18 protein-coding genes are annotated in these 17,108 nt (G+C 68.9%); 4 read left to right on the top strand and 14 right to left on the bottom strand.

Going from position 1 to position 17,108, the window contains the following annotated elements; genetic code table 11:
• The first annotated feature begins 27 nt into the window (after positions 1 to 27).
• Positions 28 to 933 (top strand): DMT family transporter, encoded by a 906-nt coding sequence (locus AFER_RS01175; RefSeq protein ID WP_015797703.1) that lies wholly within the window; start codon positions 28 to 30, stop codon positions 931 to 933.
• On the opposite strand, the gene AFER_RS01170 is transcribed toward AFER_RS01175, so the two are convergent.
• Entirely contained in the window at positions 930 to 1,388 is a 459-nt protein-coding gene (locus AFER_RS01170) for a RidA family protein (RefSeq protein WP_015797702.1), read from the bottom strand. The two genes, AFER_RS01175 and AFER_RS01170, sit on opposite strands and share 4 nt — an antisense overlap.
• A gap of 142 nt (positions 1,389 to 1,530) precedes the next feature.
• Between AFER_RS01170 and AFER_RS10700 the strand changes: the two genes are divergently transcribed.
• Together AFER_RS10700 and AFER_RS01160 are read left to right on the top strand one after the other, a co-directional pair.
• Complete coding sequence (locus tag AFER_RS10700) at positions 1,531 to 2,382, top strand: DUF929 family protein (protein ID WP_015797701.1); 852 nt, start codon at positions 1,531 to 1,533, stop codon at positions 2,380 to 2,382.
• A gap of 17 nt (positions 2,383 to 2,399) precedes the next feature.
• Positions 2,400 to 2,828, top strand: coding sequence for a vitamin K epoxide reductase family protein (locus AFER_RS01160; RefSeq protein WP_015797700.1), 429 nt, complete (start codon positions 2,400 to 2,402; stop codon positions 2,826 to 2,828).
• On the opposite strand, the gene AFER_RS01155 is transcribed toward AFER_RS01160, so the two are convergent.
• The 4 genes from AFER_RS01155 to AFER_RS01140 all read right to left on the bottom strand — a co-directional run bounded on the left by AFER_RS01155 (position 2,797) and on the right by AFER_RS01140 (position 7,002).
• Positions 2,797 to 3,309, bottom strand: coding sequence for a shikimate kinase (locus tag AFER_RS01155; protein ID WP_015797699.1), 513 nt, complete (start codon positions 3,307 to 3,309; stop codon positions 2,797 to 2,799). The genes AFER_RS01160 and AFER_RS01155 overlap by 32 nt on opposite strands.
• 70 nt (positions 3,310 to 3,379) lie before the next feature.
• Entirely contained in the window at positions 3,380 to 4,117 is a 738-nt protein-coding gene (locus tag AFER_RS01150; RefSeq protein ID WP_041661608.1) for a GGDEF domain-containing protein, read from the bottom strand.
• A 48-nt stretch (positions 4,118 to 4,165) separates the two neighbouring features.
• Positions 4,166 to 6,109: a methylmalonyl-CoA mutase family protein gene (locus tag AFER_RS01145; protein WP_015797697.1), complete on the bottom strand. Its 1,944-nt coding sequence runs from the start codon at positions 6,107 to 6,109 to the stop codon at positions 4,166 to 4,168.
• Positions 6,106 to 7,002: a 3-hydroxyacyl-CoA dehydrogenase family protein gene (locus AFER_RS01140; RefSeq protein ID WP_049755189.1), complete on the bottom strand. Its 897-nt coding sequence runs from the start codon at positions 7,000 to 7,002 to the stop codon at positions 6,106 to 6,108. The genes AFER_RS01145 and AFER_RS01140 overlap by 4 nt, the downstream gene beginning before the upstream one ends.
• A 63-nt stretch (positions 7,003 to 7,065) precedes the next feature.
• Between AFER_RS01140 and AFER_RS01135 the strand changes: the two genes are divergently transcribed.
• Positions 7,066 to 7,755 (top strand): Type 1 glutamine amidotransferase-like domain-containing protein, encoded by a 690-nt coding sequence (locus tag AFER_RS01135; RefSeq protein WP_015797695.1) that lies wholly within the window; start codon positions 7,066 to 7,068, stop codon positions 7,753 to 7,755.
• A 508-nt stretch (positions 7,756 to 8,263) separates the two neighbouring features.
• On the opposite strand, the gene AFER_RS01130 is transcribed toward AFER_RS01135, so the two are convergent.
• From AFER_RS01130 to AFER_RS01090, 9 genes are all read right to left on the bottom strand, one after another.
• Positions 8,264 to 10,090 carry a glycosyltransferase family 2 protein gene (locus AFER_RS01130; RefSeq protein WP_015797694.1) on the bottom strand — a complete coding sequence of 609 codons (1,827 nt, stop codon included), beginning with the start codon at positions 10,088 to 10,090 and terminating at the stop codon, positions 8,264 to 8,266.
• Complete coding sequence (locus AFER_RS01125; protein WP_015797693.1) at positions 10,090 to 10,590, bottom strand: hypothetical protein; 501 nt, start codon at positions 10,588 to 10,590, stop codon at positions 10,090 to 10,092. The genes AFER_RS01130 and AFER_RS01125 overlap by 1 nt, the downstream gene beginning before the upstream one ends.
• Complete coding sequence (locus AFER_RS01120) at positions 10,587 to 11,075, bottom strand: hypothetical protein (RefSeq protein WP_015797692.1); 489 nt, start codon at positions 11,073 to 11,075, stop codon at positions 10,587 to 10,589. The genes AFER_RS01125 and AFER_RS01120 overlap by 4 nt, the downstream gene beginning before the upstream one ends.
• Positions 11,072 to 11,440, bottom strand: a complete 369-nt coding sequence (locus AFER_RS01115) for a response regulator (protein WP_015797691.1) — start codon at positions 11,438 to 11,440, stop codon at positions 11,072 to 11,074. Before AFER_RS01115 ends, AFER_RS01120 begins: the two co-directional genes overlap by 4 nt.
• Before the next feature lie 75 nt (positions 11,441 to 11,515).
• Positions 11,516 to 12,388 carry a GntR family transcriptional regulator gene (locus AFER_RS01110; protein WP_015797690.1) on the bottom strand — a complete coding sequence of 291 codons (873 nt, stop codon included), beginning with the start codon at positions 12,386 to 12,388 and terminating at the stop codon, positions 11,516 to 11,518.
• The gene (locus AFER_RS01105) at positions 12,375 to 13,259 is read right to left on the bottom strand and encodes a CheR family methyltransferase (protein WP_015797689.1); all 885 of its coding nucleotides are present in this window, start codon (positions 13,257 to 13,259) and stop codon (positions 12,375 to 12,377) included. The genes AFER_RS01110 and AFER_RS01105 overlap by 14 nt, the downstream gene beginning before the upstream one ends.
• Entirely contained in the window at positions 13,259 to 14,443 is a 1,185-nt protein-coding gene (locus AFER_RS01100; protein WP_015797688.1) for a chemotaxis protein CheB, read from the bottom strand. The genes AFER_RS01105 and AFER_RS01100 overlap by 1 nt, the downstream gene beginning before the upstream one ends.
• Entirely contained in the window at positions 14,440 to 14,865 is a 426-nt protein-coding gene (locus tag AFER_RS01095) for a chemotaxis protein CheW (protein ID WP_015797687.1), read from the bottom strand. The genes AFER_RS01100 and AFER_RS01095 overlap by 4 nt, the downstream gene beginning before the upstream one ends.
• Positions 14,858 to 17,044, bottom strand: a complete 2,187-nt coding sequence (locus AFER_RS01090) for a chemotaxis protein CheA (protein ID WP_015797686.1) — start codon at positions 17,042 to 17,044, stop codon at positions 14,858 to 14,860. Before AFER_RS01090 ends, AFER_RS01095 begins: the two co-directional genes overlap by 8 nt.
• Positions 17,045 to 17,108 lie beyond the last annotated feature (64 nt).

Raw genomic sequence — 17,108 nt, 5'->3', positions numbered from 1 at the left:
CGCCGAGCCAGCCGTAAGGTAAGAGTGATGCCACGCGATGATCCCAGCTACGGCGCTCACCTCACCGCCGGAGCCGCCCCGTTGCTCGTCGGGCTCGGCATCGCTACCTCCGGTTTGCTCGTCGCCTACCCACCGCTCATCAGCCAGGGGGCACGCTACCTCATCGGCGCCGTGGTGCTCGTCATCGTGCTGCGACGGCGGGCTCTGCCGCTCCAGCGTCACCTCCCTGCGCGGATGCTGCTCCTGCTCGTCGTCGATACGGTCGTGGGACTCGGGCTCTTCTCCGTGGCGACCATCGAGGCGTTGCGCCACGGCACCGCGGCAGGCGTCGGCGTCGTGGTCGGCCTCGCTCCCCTCGTGATCGCCGCGGGCACTGCACTCGCCTCTCGCCGCGGCATCCCTCGAGCGCTCATCACGGGCACCGTGATCGCGACGATGGGGGCCATCGTGGTCAACGGCGCAGGCAGCCTCGCGCCCGCCGGACTTGCCTGGGCAGTCGTCGCGCTCGCGAGCGACGCCACCTTCACCCTCGTATCAGCGCCGCTCTTGCGCGTCCTCGAACCTGGCGAGCTCACCACCGTGAGCGCTGCCGCAGCGGGCATCGGCCTCGTCGCGATCGGACTCATCACCGGCGGAGTGCCGCCTGCCCCCACCGTGACCGAGACCGCCGCCGACGTCGCCATCGCGCTCGCCGTGACCGTCGGCGCATTTGTCCTCTGGTTTCGAGGCATCCACCGTCTCGGTGTCGCACGCGCCGCGCCCTACGTGGCCCTCATCCCAGTGGGCGCCCTCGTCGGGGGGCTCGCCCTCCACACCACACCGATCGGTCCTCGACCACTCGTCGGCGTCGCGCTCGTCGCGATCGGGCTCGCGCTGGCGCAGTGGCCGCGCCAGACAGGTCAGCGCCGCCGAACGCCCAGCATGGACGTCTAGCGGACGCGCAGGACTGCTGCGATCTCCACCGGTGCTGCGAGCGGCAGCGCCGCAACCCCCACCGCGGCGCGCGTGTGTCGCCCCGCCGGGCCGAAGACCTCGACCACGAGGTCGGAGGCGGCGTTCATCACCGCCGGCTGATCGTGGAATCCTGGAGCGCTCTGGACGTAGCCCGTGAGCGAGACCCACTGCTCGATCCGATCCAGTGACCCGAGATCCGCCGCGAGACGCGACAGCAGGACTGAGGTCGCAACGCGCGCAGCTTCACGAGCCTCCTCGAGACCAACGTCGGCGCCGACGATGCCCGGATGGACGACCGAGCCGTCGGCGAGCGGGAGCATGCCCGACACCCAGCACCAACCGTCCACGACCAGCGTGGGCACGTACGACCCCACCGCTGGTGGTGGCGCAACGAGTTCGATGCCAAGGTCCCGGAGCCGATCGAGTGCGCTCATGGCGCCACGCTAGCAGTGCAGCCGGCGCCGATTCAGCTGTTGCTCTGCATCCTCGGAGCGTTCCCTGAGTCAGACGCGAGCCATCGAGACGATCGAAGCCGTAGGCTGGCGATCGTCGACGACGGTAGCAAAGGAGCGAACCATGACGGCTCGAGCGCGAACCGCACAACGGCCCCCGACTCGTCGAGGACCTGCCATCGCGGTGAGCGTGGTCGTCGTCGTGGTGATCGTCGTCGTCGCCGCCTTCTTCGCCCTACGCTCCTCCGGAACCAGCCAGGACGCATCGAGCATCAATGCCCCGGTCCCAGCCGATGTCGAGACGGCGATCACCTCGGTACCTCGCTCGGCGCTCGACGCGGTCGGCTTCGACAGCTCCGTCGTGAGCACGTTCCATCGGCTGGCCGGCCAGCCCGCGCTCACCGCCGATGGCAAGCCGGAAGTGCTCTACATCGGCGCTGACTACTGTCCCTACTGCGCCGCCGAACGCTGGGGGCTCATCGTCGCACTCTCTCGGTTTGGGACGTTCAGCAACCTGCACCTCATGCGCTCGTCGTCGACCGATGTCTTCGCGAACACCCCGACCTTCACCTTCTATGGTTCGCACTACACGAGCCCCTACCTGAGCTTCGTCCCGGTCGAGATCGAGACGCGGACCTACCAAGCCCTCCAGGCTCCGACCCGAGCCGAGCAGGCACTGCTCACCAAGCTCGATGCCCCTCCGTACGTGCCGTCGACGCAGTACGACGGATCGATTCCCTTCATCGACATGGGCGGCAAGTTCCTCGACATCGGCGCGAGCTATACGCCGTCGATCCTCGATGGGCTGAGTTGGCAAACGATCGCAGCAAGCCTGCGCGACCCGTCGACCAAGCCCGCCCAGGCAATCGACTCGCTCGCCAACGAGTTCACCGCCGCGTTCTGCACGCTCACCCACAACGCACCAGGGGCCGTATGCACCGATCCAGTGATCTCGCACCTCGAGTCGCAGCTCTAGCCACGCCACCGCGATGGGTGCGCGGCCTCGTCGCCCTCATCGCGCTCGCGGGCCTGGGCGTGGCGACGTATCTCACCATCGCGCACTACGACACCACCGTGACGCTCGCGTGCCCCGACACCGGCATCGTCAACTGCGCCAAGGTCACCACCTCGCCTGAGTCGACCATCCTCGGCATCCCGGTCGCGGTGCTGGGTCTTGGATTCTTCCTCGCGATGGGAGTGCTCTCGCTGCCGTTCGCGTGGCGCCATCGCGCGCTCGACGCCGTGCGCCTCGCGCTGGCCGGGGTCGGTGTGGTGTTCGTCCTTTGGCTGGTCTACGCCGAGATCGTCAAGATCGGATCGATCTGCCTCTGGTGCACGAGCGTCCACGTGATGACCTTGACGCTCTTCCTCGTCGTTCTCTACGACTTCCTCAGCCGTCGCCCAGCGCACCAAACGCGCTGACGATCTCGTCGACGATGACGGACGGTGCGTCGGTGGCGTCGACGGTGAGGTCAGCGAGTCGCCGGTATCGAGCGACGCGCCGTCGGTAGACCGACTCGAGATCGGACCTGGTCAGCATCGGCCGCCCGTCGTCCGATCCAACTCGCTGACGGGCAACGTCGTAGGGGACCTCGAGATAGATCACGAGCCACGGAGCAACGAGCTCCGCGAGCTCGTCGTGCTCGATCGCCCCACCCCCGAGCGCGATGACGCCACGCGCCGACCTGAGCAGGCGACCCAGGAGATCCCCCTCGAGCTGGCGAAACCCGACCTCGCCACGCACTCGAAACAGATCCGGGATCGACCGCCCGGTCTCGGCAACGAGCGCGTCATCGGCGTCGACGAAGTCTGCACCGAGGCGACGAGCGAGCAAGCGACCCACCGTGGTCTTGCCCGCCCCCATGAAGCCGATGAGCACGACACGCTCGGACGCATCACTCACGTCGTAGGCTCGCCACTCACCCGACTCTCACCAGGCGCCAGCTTATGACATGTGCCACCTCGGCTCGTCGCTAGAGCGGACGCGTCGGAGCCACGATCACCGGCCCGAGCCCCGGCCCCTCCGCCTCGGCGACGGAACGCGCAAGGGCTTCGTGCGCCACGGCGAGCAGTTCGTCGGCCTCGATGCCATGAGAGGGATAGGCAGCGACGCCACAGCAGACCTTGGCGATGCCGGCATTCCCCGAACGCGCAGCCTGGATCTGTACCCGCTCGGCCACCCATGCCGCACCGTCCTCGTCGGTGTCGTCGAGGACGAGCGCGACGGTGTCGCCCCCGACCCGACACGCCACGTCGGCAGCGCGAATGGTCTCGAGCACCGAAGTGGCAAACCCGGCCATGGTCGCAGGACCCTCGGCGCTCGCCTCGCCTTCAGCCTCCATGACCCGCATCAAGACGATACTGAGCGGCCAGAGACGTCGTCGTGCCGTCGCGAGCTTCGTCGGGAGCAGACCAGCGAAGAAGGCTGCGTTCATGAGTCCCGTTTCGCGATCGACGACGACCTCGAGGTCGCTCGACGCTGCCGACTGTGTCATAGTCCTCTCACCCCCCGTCGTCGAGGCCTTGTCGTGACCCAGCTGTCTGCGCTCGAGGCGTCGCGCTCCAGCAACGAGGAGCACGACGATCCCGAGGGCGCCGACGAGCGACCCCAGCAGTCCATCGTTGGCCACCTGCGTACGAGTCCCGAGGACCCCGAGCAGCACCCCCGCGAGACCGAGGACCGCTGCCACCACGTCGACGAACCGCCGCATATGCCCAATCATCGGCACAGGGCTCGTCGGCTTGAGCAGCGACGCCGCTCACGAGCGAGCACCACGCGCGAGGACGACGAGCTCGCGCACGATCTCGTCGAGACGCCAGTCGCGTGGTGTGAAGACGCGAGCCACACCGTGCTCTTCGAGCCAGGCCGCGTCGGGTGGCGGTATGATCCCGCCAACCACGACCGGAACCGTCACGCCAGCTGCCCGAAGTGCCTCGAGGACCTGCGGTACGAGCGTGCGGTGCGAGCCCGAGAGGATGGACAGGCCGACGAGGTCGACGTCCTCGTCGCGCGCTACCGCCGCAATGTCGGCAGGTTGCTGGCGAATGCCCTGGTAGACGACCTCGAAACCCGCATCGCGTGCCGCAACCGCGATCTGCTCCGCGCCGTTCGAGTGGCCATCGAGTCCCGGCTTGGCGACGAGGAGGCGCGGCGGCGGCGAGGCGACGATGGACACCGACCGACCCCGCCGGCCGAGGCGTTCGGCAACCGCACCCACACCGGTCGGGGCGCGATAGGACCCGAAGGTGTCGCGGAGCGTCGCCGCCCACTCACCGGTGGTCCCGCCGGCACGGACGAGCTCCAACGTGGGTCCCATGACGTTCGTTCCACTCCGAGCCGCTTCCTCGAGGGCCCGGCGCGCCTCGACGACACGACGTCCCTCACGCTGGCGTCGATGCTCGCGCAGCCGCGCGATGAGCGCCTCGATGGCGGCAAGGTCGACCTCCTGGTGGACGACGTCGTCGCCTCGACGCAGCGGCGACGGCTCGGACTCGACGAACCGATTGACGCCGACCACGACCTGATCGCCGGCCTCGATGGCTCGGAGGCGCTCGGCCTGAGACGCGACGAGCTCCGCCTTCAACGTGTCGACACAGGCGAACGCACCCCCGTCGGCGACGATGCGCTCGAGCTCGGCGCCGGCTGCATCGGCGAGCTCGGTGGTGAGCTGCTCCATGACGTACGATCCCTCGAAGATGTCCGGGTAGGCGAGGAGGTCGGTCTCGTAGGCGAGGATCTGCTGCGCCCGCAACGACCACTGCTGATCGACCGGGCGCGGCAGGCCAATCGCCTCGTTCCACGCCGGCAGTTGCAACGCCCGCGCCCGCGCATCGCGCGAGAGCGTCACCCCGAGCGCTTCGAGGATGATCCGGTAGACGTTGTTCTCGGGCTGGAGCTCCGTGAGGCCAAGCGAGTTGACCTGGACCCCATAGCGAAAGCGCGCGAGACGTGGGTCGGTGATGCCATAGCGCTCACGAACGATGCCTTCCCAGAGGCGGGAGAATGCCCGGACCTTGGCGACTTCCTCGATGAAGCGAATGCCTGCGTTCAAGAAGAACGACATGCGACCCACGGCTCGTGCGAGCACGTCGTCACCGACGCCGCGAGCTCGAACGGCATCGAGCACGTCGATCGCCGTCGCGAGGGCGATCGCGACCTCTTGGACCGGCGTCGCGCCAGCCTCCTGGAGGTGGTACGAACAGACGTTGATGGGGTTCCAGCGCGGCACGTGCTCGACAGCGAACGTGATCAGATCGACGCTGACTCGCTTCGAGTTGGCAGGGTCGAGCAGGTAGGTGCCCCGAGAGAGGAACTCCTTGACCAGGTCGTTCTGCGTCGTACCCGCCAGCGCCCCCCACGCACTCCCCTCCTCGCTCGCCCGGTCGAGGTAGAGGGCGAAGAGCCAGGGGGCGGTTGCGTTGATGGTCATCGACGTGTTCATGGCGTCGAGCCGGAGACCGTCGAAGAGTTCGGCGACGTCGCCGCGGTGGGCGATCGGCACGCCGACCCTGCCAACCTCGCCCTCAGCAAGGGCGTCGTCAGGGTCGTAGCCGAGTTGCGTGGGCAGGTCGAACGCGATGGAGAGGCCGGTCTGACCGCGTGCGAGGTTGCGATGCATCAGCGCGTTTGTGGCCCGGGCGCTCGAGTGACCCGCATAGGTCCGCATGACCCAGGGTCGGTCGGGCTCGGGAAGGCGGATCACCGATCCCCTCCGTCGTAACGGTAGAAACCCCACCCGCTCTTGCGACCGAGCCGGCCCGCCGCGACGAGCCTCCGAAGGGTCGGCGCGGGCACGAGCGCCGGGTCTCCAGTCGCCGCCCAGAGCCGATCGAGGATCGCGACGGTGACGTCGAGCCCCACGAGATCGGCGAGGGCCAGCGGTCCGAGAGGGTGGTTCGCGCCGAGCACCATCGCGCGGTCGACGTCTTCGGCACTCGCGACACCACGCTCCACCAGGCGGACTGCGGCGTTGATCGAGGGGAACAGCAAGGCGTTGACGACGAAGCCGGCTTCGTCCTCGACCTCGATAGGCGTCTTGGCGAGCTGCACCGCGAACGCAGTCGCACGAGCGATGGTCGCGGGCGACGTCTCGAGACCCCGGACCACCTCCACGAGCTCCATGCGCGTCACGGGGTTGAAGAAGTGGAGTCCACACACACGCTCGGGATGCTCGGTGACCTGGGCGAGCTGCCCGATGCCGAGGGTGGACGTATTGGAGGCGAGCACCGTCTCGGGACCGGTCACCGAGCCGAGCTGCGCGAACAGAACCCGCTTGGGCTCGAGCGCCTCGACGATCGACTCCACGATGACCTCGCACCCACCCAGGTCATCCACCGCACGCGTGATGCTGACACGCTCCCCGACCTCATGGGCGGCCTGCTCAGCGATGACGCCACGAGCGACCTCGCGCGCGAGCCGGGCTTGCAAGCGCTCCCGGACCGCTGACGCGCTCTGGTCGGAGCGGGCCCAGACGACGACGTCGATGGCCTTTCGCGCGGCGACCTCGATGATGCCGGTCGCCATCGTCCCCGTACCGACGACGCCGAGCCGCCTGACGGGATCGGGCATCGACAAGGGTGGATCACTGCCCTCCATGGCGCGATCCTATCGGGGACGTGGCCGGCGCGCTCGCCACGGTCGCGGCCTAGGATCCTCGACGTGGGGCTGGGAACCATCGTGTTGGTCGGGGGTGGCGAGTTCGGTTCGCGCGCGAGCTTCGAAGCGACGTTCGCCACCGAGGCAGGGGGCGAACTGCTGCTCGTCCCGACAGCGGCCGCCTTCGAGCGACCCGAACGCGCCGTCGAACGAGCCCAATCCGTACTCGGGGCAGCAGGGGTTCGCGTCGTCGAGCTACCGCTGTACGAGCGCGCTCAGGCCTTCGATCCGGTGCTCGCCGACATGGTTCGCACCGCGCGGTGCCTCTACCTCATCGGGGGCTCACCGTTTCACCTGCGAGGCGTGCTGCGCGCGACCCCGATCCTCGATGCACTGCGCGCCACACTCGATCAGGGGGCGACCGTCCTCGCCTCGTCGGCTGGGGCGATGGTCATCGGCGATCCCATGGTCGACCCACGTGGTGGCGCGCTCACGGTGGGGCTCGGGATGATCCCCGGTCTCGCCGTCATCCCGCACGCCGACACCTGGCCACGCGACCTACGAAGCCGCACGGTTCGTCTTGCTCCACCCAACGTCACGGTTGCCGAGATCGATGAAGAGACGGGCCTCGTCGTTCGAGGCGACGGCACCCTCGAGCGCGTCGGAGTCGGTACGGTGCGCCTCCTGCGTCAGGGCCATGAACTCGCATTCGATGACGTCACACTCCCCTTGAGCGACGCCACCACCGCCTGAGGGCCGAGAAGGCTTCCTTCGCGTCAGTCACGCTCCTCCGCGTGCTTGAACTGCTCTGCCCTCTCCCGATCGACACCCACCAGCGGAGCACGGGATGGGTCAGATTCTGGAATCATCCCCGGCGAGGAGCTCACGTCGTCGCACCGACCAAGATGTACGGCCCCGCACGGCTCGCGAAACCGACACGAGCAGCGCTCCTATCCACGTGGATGACGACTAGGGCTCGCTCCGGGGCCTTCCGCACGCGCCACCACGCCCCACGGCCGTCCGCGCAGCGAGAGGACCGGCACCGGAGCCCTCGCCTGCGTCGGGGACGACGACGCGCGAGGCAGTGGCTGGCGCCACTCGGAGCTACCGGGGTGCGATCTCTGCTCCAGCCACCGGAGAGAGGACGCCGCACACCAGCGCCGGCCGTCCCGGAGGCGCCACTCTCTTCCCGCCTGGAGCCGATGGCTCTTGCAGCGCCCGCGCGTGACAGTCCAGTGCGTTACAGTCCAGTGCACCCCTACTAGGCACTCGGTACGAGGCCGGCGTCGGCGAGCAGTCGACGCCACCGCTCGTGGACCGGGCCGCCGACGCGTCGCGCTGCCAGCTCGCCCGCGGCAAGCCAGACGGTGCAAGCGGGGTTCGCCTCGACGAACGCCCAGAAGAGACGCTCGGCAAGCTCCGCAGCGGGGAGTACCGAGGCCGCGATGAGCTGACGCTGCTCGGGATGGATCGCGGACTCAAGATCGGCGAGTGGTCGGTTGGCGTGGTCGAACCAGGCGACGACTTCGCGAAGATCGACGTCGACCGTGCCACGCGCGAGCGCCGCGACGACGACGTCGCTCGCCTCATCGAAGCGGCCGAGCCCGGCGAGACAGCGAGCGGTGAGGCCGGCAAGGCGCTCGGGATCGACCACGAGACCGTCGACATCCTCGACGCGCGTGTCGATGCCGGCGAGATCGCGAAGGGCCCCCTCGAGGTCGCCGGTCGTGGCGGCCAACCGAGCGCTCGCCTCGAGCGCGAAGGCGGCTGGGACATCGGGCTGCGTGGCCAATGCGTCGACGAAGGTACGGGCGACGTCGAAGCTCCCCAGCGCGAGGGCGCTCTCGAAGCCAGCGAGCAGTCCGAGCTTGCGCAACGGCCCAGGAGGAGCCGGCAGGACCCGGTCCTCCACCAGCGCAACGACCGTGGCGTGCTCACCGGCGAGCAACCGTGAGCGGATCTCGTGCACGAGCGCCTCGAGCGGTTCGGACGCAGACTCGTTGTGCGATGCAACCCGAAGGTTCCGCTCCCCCTTGCCCCGTTGGCGCATCACCACGTCCAAGTAGCCGAGATGAACGAGATGCAGCTCGCTCGCCGGGTGCGCGTTGAGCGGCCGAGCGTGATCACGCGACCAGACCGTCTCGTGCAAGGCTCCGCGCCAGGCGCCCGCCGCACGGCGAAAGAGCCGCATCGCAAAGTGATCCGCCCATGTCAGCCCCACACCCGTGAGGTTGCGGATCCGGACGCTGTAGCCCTCCCACTGCGCTAGCGGGTCTGCGAGACGTGCCCGGGCCGTGGCGAGATCGCCACCGAGGCGCTCGTCGGCGTCCAGCCAAACGATCCACTCGCCGCGCGCGTCCGCCGCGCTCCGGTTGCGCGCCGCTCCGAAGTCGTCATCCCACGTGCCCTCGATCACACGAGCCCCGTGACGCCGAGCCACATCGACCGTCGCGTCGGTCGAACCGGTGTCGTAGACGACAACCTCGTCCGCGAAGCCAGCCAACGAATCGATGGCGTCAGCGAGCCACACGGCCTCATCACGCACGATCATGCAGGCCGACACCAGGGGGCGTCGCCGCGGTGCAGCCGGCACGAGCCCCTCAACGGGACGCCGCGCCACCGCGACGGCATCGAACGCAAGTTCGGCTGGCCGTGAGTCGACGAGCCGCGCGAAGAGCTCATGGACCGTCGTCCAACGTTCGTCCAGCGCTCTCGCTGCCCAAGCGCCGGGCACGGCCACGGCGAGCGTGGGCACCAGCTCGAGGTCCTCGGTGAGGCCCGCAAAGTGCTTCGAGACTCGTTCGGCGAGCGCCTCACGACCCTCGACGGTCCCGACGTCGTCACCGGTCGTGAGCAGGACATGTCCTCTGCCGACGACACTCGGCGAGCGAGGTACCGCGACGACCCCCTGGCTCGCGAGTTCGACGAGACGCCGCGCGCTCCGCGCATCGACCAGCGCATCCTCGACCACGATGACCACGGCAGGCGCAGCAGCGATCTGGTCGGGAGGGACGGACTCGCCAGGAACGAGCACCCACGCCGCACCGTCGGCCCCCACACGCTCGTGGTCACAGACGCGAACGAGCATCACTGGATCCGAATCGCGAGTTGGCCGCCGGGATAGCCAGGAACGATGACGTCGCAGTCGACGCGACCCGTGCCTCCTGCGAGGAGTGCGTGAACTGCCTCCGAGCCCTCGCTGGCGGTGACGACGTCGCTAAGGCGCACGTGCAGCGCCCGCTCGCGCGTCTCGTTGAAGGCGCTCGCGAGAATGTTGAGCACCTCATGGAGGTTGTCCGCGAGGTGCTCGGGCAGCTCGTCGGACTCGGCGAGGTCCTCCTCAACCGCCCCGGGAGGGATGAGCGCGAGCGCTCCGCCGAGGCCAGCACCGAGCGTGCGATCGACGGCCACGACGCACCGGAGGGCGCCGCTACGGTCCACATAGGTGCCGATGCGATCGGGCTCGGCGATCGTCACGCCCTGGCGCAGTCGGTTGATCCGCACCTCTCGACCGAGCAAGGTGATGAACAACCGCTCGAGGTCGTCGAGGCGTGGGAGCAACGGTACGTCGTAGCCAGCGACGGTCATGGGTGGAGCTCCGCAAGCTCGCGATCCGCTGCGCGGCTCACCATGGCGCCAAGGAGCACCGGACCGGCCACGGTGCCGGCCTCGAGGACGAGCGAATCGGTCTGGCGTGGCACGACCGCACCGGCGTAGAGGAACTTCGGCATGCCGGTGCGCAACGTCGGATCAGCGGCGACGAGGCGACGCTTGGCGACGCCGCCGAGCATGTTCGCGATCTCGATCACAGCGTCGCTGACGGCCAGTTCCGAGGGCTCTGCGAGGCCTGTCAGGGCCGCCGTGAGCGCCACCAAGGTCACGTCTGGCGCGACGAGGGCAAACTCCACGGCGAGGCGCTCCCCCACGTAGGAGACCCACGCACCTGGCAGGCCCTCGACGCTCGCTCCGGGAACCTGCTCGACCACGCCATCGAACAGCGCGAAGATGCCTTCACGCATCGAGGCGACGCCGTCGGCGAGTGCCGTCGACCACAGGTCGAGGACACCGCTCACGCGAAGACCCCCGCACCCTCGAGCGTCTCGCGGAATCCCTCGGGCGTGAACGGCTTGGCGATCAGGAACGTCGCCCCAGCCGAACGAGCCATCCGGATCATGTCCGGGGTTCCCTCGCTCGTGACGAAGCCGAACGGGGTGTCGCTGCCCTCGGAGCGAAGCGCCTGGAGGAACTCGAGCCCGTTCATCTCCGGCATGTTCCAGTCCGACAAGATGAGATCGGGCTGCTCGCGCCGCACCAGCTCGAGCGCGTCGAAGCCGTTCTCTGCCTGGAGGAACTCGGCGTCGTCGAGCCCCGCGTGACGCAGCTGTCGAATGACGATCATGCGCATCGCCCGCGAGTCGTCCGCAACCAGAATCTTCACCGTGCCTCCTTGCGCCACTCGTTCTTCCATCGTGGTATCGGCACGGCGCGGCCTACGCTTGACGCCTCCTGGTCCTCAGCCTCCCTCACTGCGGCGTCGCCGCCCGAGCCTCACCCGACGACGCTGCGAACGCTCGGCGGCCTCAGCGCTCATCTGGCCGATGATTTCCTCGGGTTCCTTGGCGTCCGATCGCGCCGCGTCACCGACCGCGGCCTCCTCATCGCTCGCGCTCGACGAGGTCTCGTCACCCGCGGCGTCTACCAGCATCGAGGTCGTCTCGACCACCTCACGTCCGAGGCTCTCGATCGTCGTGCGCAGTCGCTCGACCATGCGGCGACGATGGCCCCGACAGATCAGCGCCGCGGCCTCGGCATCACCGAGCTCGAGCGACATGATGAGCAGGCGATGCTCCTCGACGTGACGCAGGAGGTCACCGGGAGACGCGGGGCGCAGTCGGCGCGCGCGATGGAGTTGATCGATCAAGAGCGAGTAGATCGAACCGGTGAGCCGATGACCGAGCCCACCCGCCGCGGTGAGTCGGTGGAATCGGTCGTCGTGGAGGAGGAAGGCCACGACGTTGCCCTCCTCGGCGAACACGCCGAGCTGCGCGTTGGTCTCACGGAGCAGCGAGGTACGCACTCGATCTTGCTCGGTGGCAAGGCTGATGCAGCCCGCCGCTTCGATCCCGGCCACCATCTCGGCCATCTCACTGACCTCGTCGAGGTCCACGCCGCTCACGCGAAAGCCCTTGCGCGGCACCGACTCGACCCAACCCTCGACCTCGAGACGCGCGAGCGCTTCACGAATCGGCGTCCGAGAGGCACCGACCAGATCCGCGACGTCTCGATCCAGGAAGAACGATCCCGGTGGCAACGTCAGGTCCACGATGGCAGATCTGATGCTCTGGTACGCGCTCTGGGAAAGCGGCACGACGCTACCCCGTGGCACCCCCTCCTCCTCGGCTCGGCGCTGCCCTTGAGTCTCGCAGATGCTGCGTTGCTCGGCAAACTCCGTCGACCCGACGATAGATCGGTGCCCGGAGGTCACTCGCGCGCTCGAACGCGCGCACCTCAGGGCCGACCGACTCACCGTTGCCGAGGACGAGGTAGGCGCCGGGCCGCATCCGTTCTGCGACGCGTGCCAAGATGGCGGGTCGGTCCGTTGGCGGCACGTAGATCAGCACGTTGCGGACGAAGACGACGTCGAAGGGCCCGATCGACGGGAACGGCTGGGCAAGATTGAGGAGACGGACCTCGACCATGCGCCGGATCTCGTCGCGTACGGCAAACCCTCCGGCGATCGGGACGAAGGCTTGCTCGAGCATCCGCGGTTCCAGGCCGCGCTGCACCTCGAACGCGGAGTACTCCCCGCGCCGCGTGCGCTCGACCATGTCCTCGGAGACGTCGGTGGCGAGGATGCGCACCCGCGAGCGCAGTGACGGAAATCGGCTCGCCACCAAGATGGCGATCGAGTACGGCTCCTGGCCGGACGAACTCGCAGCGCACCAGATCGCGATGGTGCCACCGCGGCGCTGCTCGAACAGCTCAGGCAAGACGCGCGTCCGCAGTGCGTCGAAGGCCGCACTGTCTCGGAAGAAGAACGTCTCGGTGGTGACGAGCGCCTCGACCAAGCGACGCCGCGCCTCGAGGTCGCCGGCCTCCGCGGCCTGCGTCAACGCATCGATCGAGCGCCAACGGCCGAGCGATCGCGCCGAACCGAGGCGAGTCTCGACCAGATAGGCCCGATCCGCACCCAGATCGACACCGATCTCGCGGCGCAGGAACGCACGAATGCGCTGGAAGACGCCGGGATCGACCATCAGGGCATGCCAACCAGCCGACGGACGCGGTCGCCGAGCTCGGCTGGCGGCGCAACCACGCTGGCCACGCCGAGGGCATCGACCGCACCCGGCATCCCCCAGACGACAGCGCTCGCCGCGTCCTGGATGGCGACGACACCGCCCGCCTCGGCGACGGCAGCAGCACCCTTGGCCCCATCGGCCCCCATGCCCGTGAGCACGACCGCCATCGCTCGCACGCCGGTCGCGGCGGCCGAGCGAAACAGCACGTCCGCCGATGGGCGACAGGAGTTCTCCGGTGGTTGATCGACGTAGCCCAGCCGAAGGCTCCCGTCAGGGCGATCCGCCGTCACGATGAGATGACGGCCTCCAGCCGCGAGTCGGACGGTGCCCGCGCGAGCGACCTCACCGTCCTCGGCCAGGGCGACGTCCGAGCCGAGCTGCTCGGCGAGGCGGGCAGCGAGCAGCGGAAGGAAGCTGGCGGGCATGTGCTGCACGCACACCGTCGGCACCGCGACTCGACCGAGGCCCGCGAGGAACGAAGCCAGCGCTTGGGGTCCACCGGTCGATGAGGCCACAACGACGAGGCCCGGGGCTTGTGGCCGTCTGGGGCGCAGGACGGTCAGCGGAGGTGCCGCACGATGGGTCGGCACCTCCTGACGACGCGGTGTTGGGCTCGTGCGCATCGCCGGGGCCTGCCACGGCACGCGGTGTGCGATGCGTGGGGCACCCGCGCCCACGCGCGGCGTGGCGGGCTCGACGACCCGGGCCGACGCAGGCACGCCCTGGGTTGCCGCGGCCACGATGAGCTCCTCCTCGGCCGCCAGCAACGAACAGACACGTTCCACGAGCGCTTGACGGCCCGCGCCCTGGTTCGATGCCTGCGGCTTGGCGATGACGTCGCTTGCGCCGGCGAGAAGGGCCGCCACCGCGACGTCGGTGCCGCGACTCGTGAGGGTCGAGAACATCACGACCGGGGTACGAACGCCCCGGACGCGCAGCGTGCGCACCACGCTCAGGCCGTCGAGGTCGGGCATCTCGACATCAAGGAGGATCAGATCGACGGTGCGCTGCTCGAGGAGCTCGAGCGCAGCTCGACCACCCGAGGCTTCGACGACCTCGAGATCACGACAGGCCTCCAGCAGCCAGCGCCGCACCATCATGCGCACGACGCCGGAGTCGTCGACGACGAGCAGTGACCTCAACGGAACGCACCGAGGAGTCGCTCGAGGTCCAACACGACGACCACGTCGTCAGCGCCGACGACGACGTTGGCGGCGAGGTCCGACAGCGGTGGGAGGAGCGTCTCCGGGATCGGTGCACGCTGCTCGTCGGGCACCTCGATCACGTCGCCGACGTCGTCGACGAGCAGCGCGAGCAGCTCGTCGCCCACACGGACGATCAACGCCGTCTCGCGGGTCCCGGACTCGGTCACCCCCAGCGGGTCGGCGAGGTCGAGTGCGGTCACGATCTGGCCTCGAAGATTGATGAGCCCCTCGACCGAACTCGGAGCCAGCGGCACCGGCGTGACCTCCTGGCGGCGCAGAACCTCCTGAACGCGCTCGACATCGAGCGCCAACCGGAGATGGGCCACCTGGAAGGTCGCGAGCGTCGAGACCTCAGACATGGCTCACCTCACCCGCACGCTCGAGCAGCGCGTCGAGTTCGAGGACCCGGACGAGCTTGCCGTCGAGCACGATCGCGCCGTGCGTCCTGCTCACCGGGGCGAGCGCCATGTCGAGCACCTCGTCGACGACGAGCCCGACGAGCTGCCCAGCAGGATCAACGGCCACGATCACGTTGATCGGGTCGGGGCGCGCAGGCTGGGACGCCAGCCCGACCAGGTGAGCGAGGCGGACGAGACGCATGACGCCACCGCGATACTGAACGACCTCGTGCCCTTCAACGTACTCGACCGCGCCGAGCGCGAACTCTTCGAGGCGCTCGATCTCGCGGAGACGAACCCCGAGTCGCTCCGTCCCGCCCGCAGCAAGGACGATCACGGGCTCAGCCTCGGACTCGGCTTCCCCTACCGACTCGGACGTCGTCTCGTGTGCACGCTCCACCGCGAGACCGCCGAGCTGCGCGATCCCGCCAACGTCCACGATGAGCGCGACCCGCCCGTCGCCGAGGATGGTCGCCCCGGAGTAACACTGGAGCTGGCTCACGAACTGTCCGAGCGGCTTGACCACGATCTCTTGCGTGTCGACGATCCGATCGACGACGATCCCGAAGCTCGTGGCGCCAGCGCTCAAGATCACCACGCTCACCGCATCGAGTCCTCGCTCGGGGAAGGGCGGCGCAAGCCCGAGGATCGCTCCGAGGTCGAGCAACGGAACCAGACGGTCGCGTCGGCGGAGCACGGGGGTGTGGTCGACGATCTCGACCAGCGAGTGCCGACCATCGAGCTCGAGCCGCACCAGCTCGGCAAGCGCCGCCTGCGGGATCGCGAAGCGCTGCCCGTGCGTCTCGACCATGAGCGCCGGGATGATCGCGAGCGTCAGCGGGATGCGCAGCCGCATCCGCGTACCTCGGCCCGGATCCGAGTCGATGTCGATGCTGCCGCCGACGCTCTCGACGTTGGTCTTGACCACGTCCATGCCGACGCCACGGCCGGACACCGCACTGACGGTCGTCGCGGTGGAGAACCCGGGCACGAAGATCAGCTCGGCCACCTCCCGCGGCCCGAGTCGTGCGAGCTCGTCGGCGTGCACGAGACCGCGGGCGAGCGCACGAGCCCGCACGGCTTCGAGATCGATGCCTCGCCCGTCGTCGCTCACGTCGATAATCACCGACCCGCCCTCGTGGTAGGCGTCGATGCGCAGGACGCCATGGGCCGCCTTGCCCTGGGACCGGCGCTCGTCGGGTGGCTCGATGCCGTGGTCGATGGCGTTGCGGATGAGGTGCGTCATGGGATCGCGGATCGCCTCGATGATCGTGCGGTCGAGCTCGGTGTCGCGCCCTTCGAGGACGAGTTCGACCTCGCGACCGAGTTCCCTGGCGAGGTCGCGGACGACTCGAGGCAACTTCGCGAACAGGGTGTCGATCGGCTGCATGCGCGTCTTCATGACCTGTTCTTGCAGTTCGGAGGCGATGATGCTGAGCTGCTGCGTGCTCGCTGCGAGCGCCGCACTGCCCTCGGATTGGGCGAGCTGCATGACCCGATTGCGCGCGAGCACGAGCTCCCCAACGAGGTTCATGAGACGGTCGAGGAGCCCGACGTCCACGCGCACCGCGGTCTCGCCGAGTGTCGGCCGAGCGCCAGACTTCCCATCCGGCTCGGCGCCGCGCGCCACGTCGCCCTCGACGGACGCCTGCGACTCGGGTCCCGACGAGAGCTCGGCAGGCGCGCCCGACGATGGCGCTGGCGCGAAGACGACGGCGTTCGCGCCCGCGACCGACCGCGGCGCCTCGTGGGCCTGCTCCGCGAGCGCAACCAAGCGTGCGCGGAGCTCCTCCCAGTGCTCGTCGTCCTCGTCGCCGGTGGCGGCGATGGCGTCGAGACTCCTGCGAACCGCGTCCTCGAGAGCCAGCAACGCGTCTGCTACCGCGGCGTCCACTCGCACCGCCCCGTCGCGCACCCGTGCGAGCAAGCTCTCCCCGTCATGCGCGAGCCCCTCGAGACGGCCGAAGCCGAGGAAGCCGCATGTGCCCTTCAGCGTGTGGATCGCGCGGAAGGCCGAGGCCACCGCGTCACGGTTGGACGGGTCCGACTCGAGCGCGAGTACGTCACGATCGAAGCGGTCCAAGTTCTCCTGTGACTCCGCAAGGAACTCCGCAAGCTCCTCTGGCGAAGCGCCGGTCATCGCTCCTCCGATCACTCGTACCTTGGCGCATCGGCACGTTGCGACGTTCGCTTGAAGCCTCAGC

It is taken from the genome of Acidimicrobium ferrooxidans DSM 10331 (genome assembly GCF_000023265.1).
GTDB classification, from domain to species: domain Bacteria; phylum Actinomycetota; class Acidimicrobiia; order Acidimicrobiales; family Acidimicrobiaceae; genus Acidimicrobium; species Acidimicrobium ferrooxidans.
This window is presented reverse-complemented; position numbering and strand designations above follow the sequence as displayed.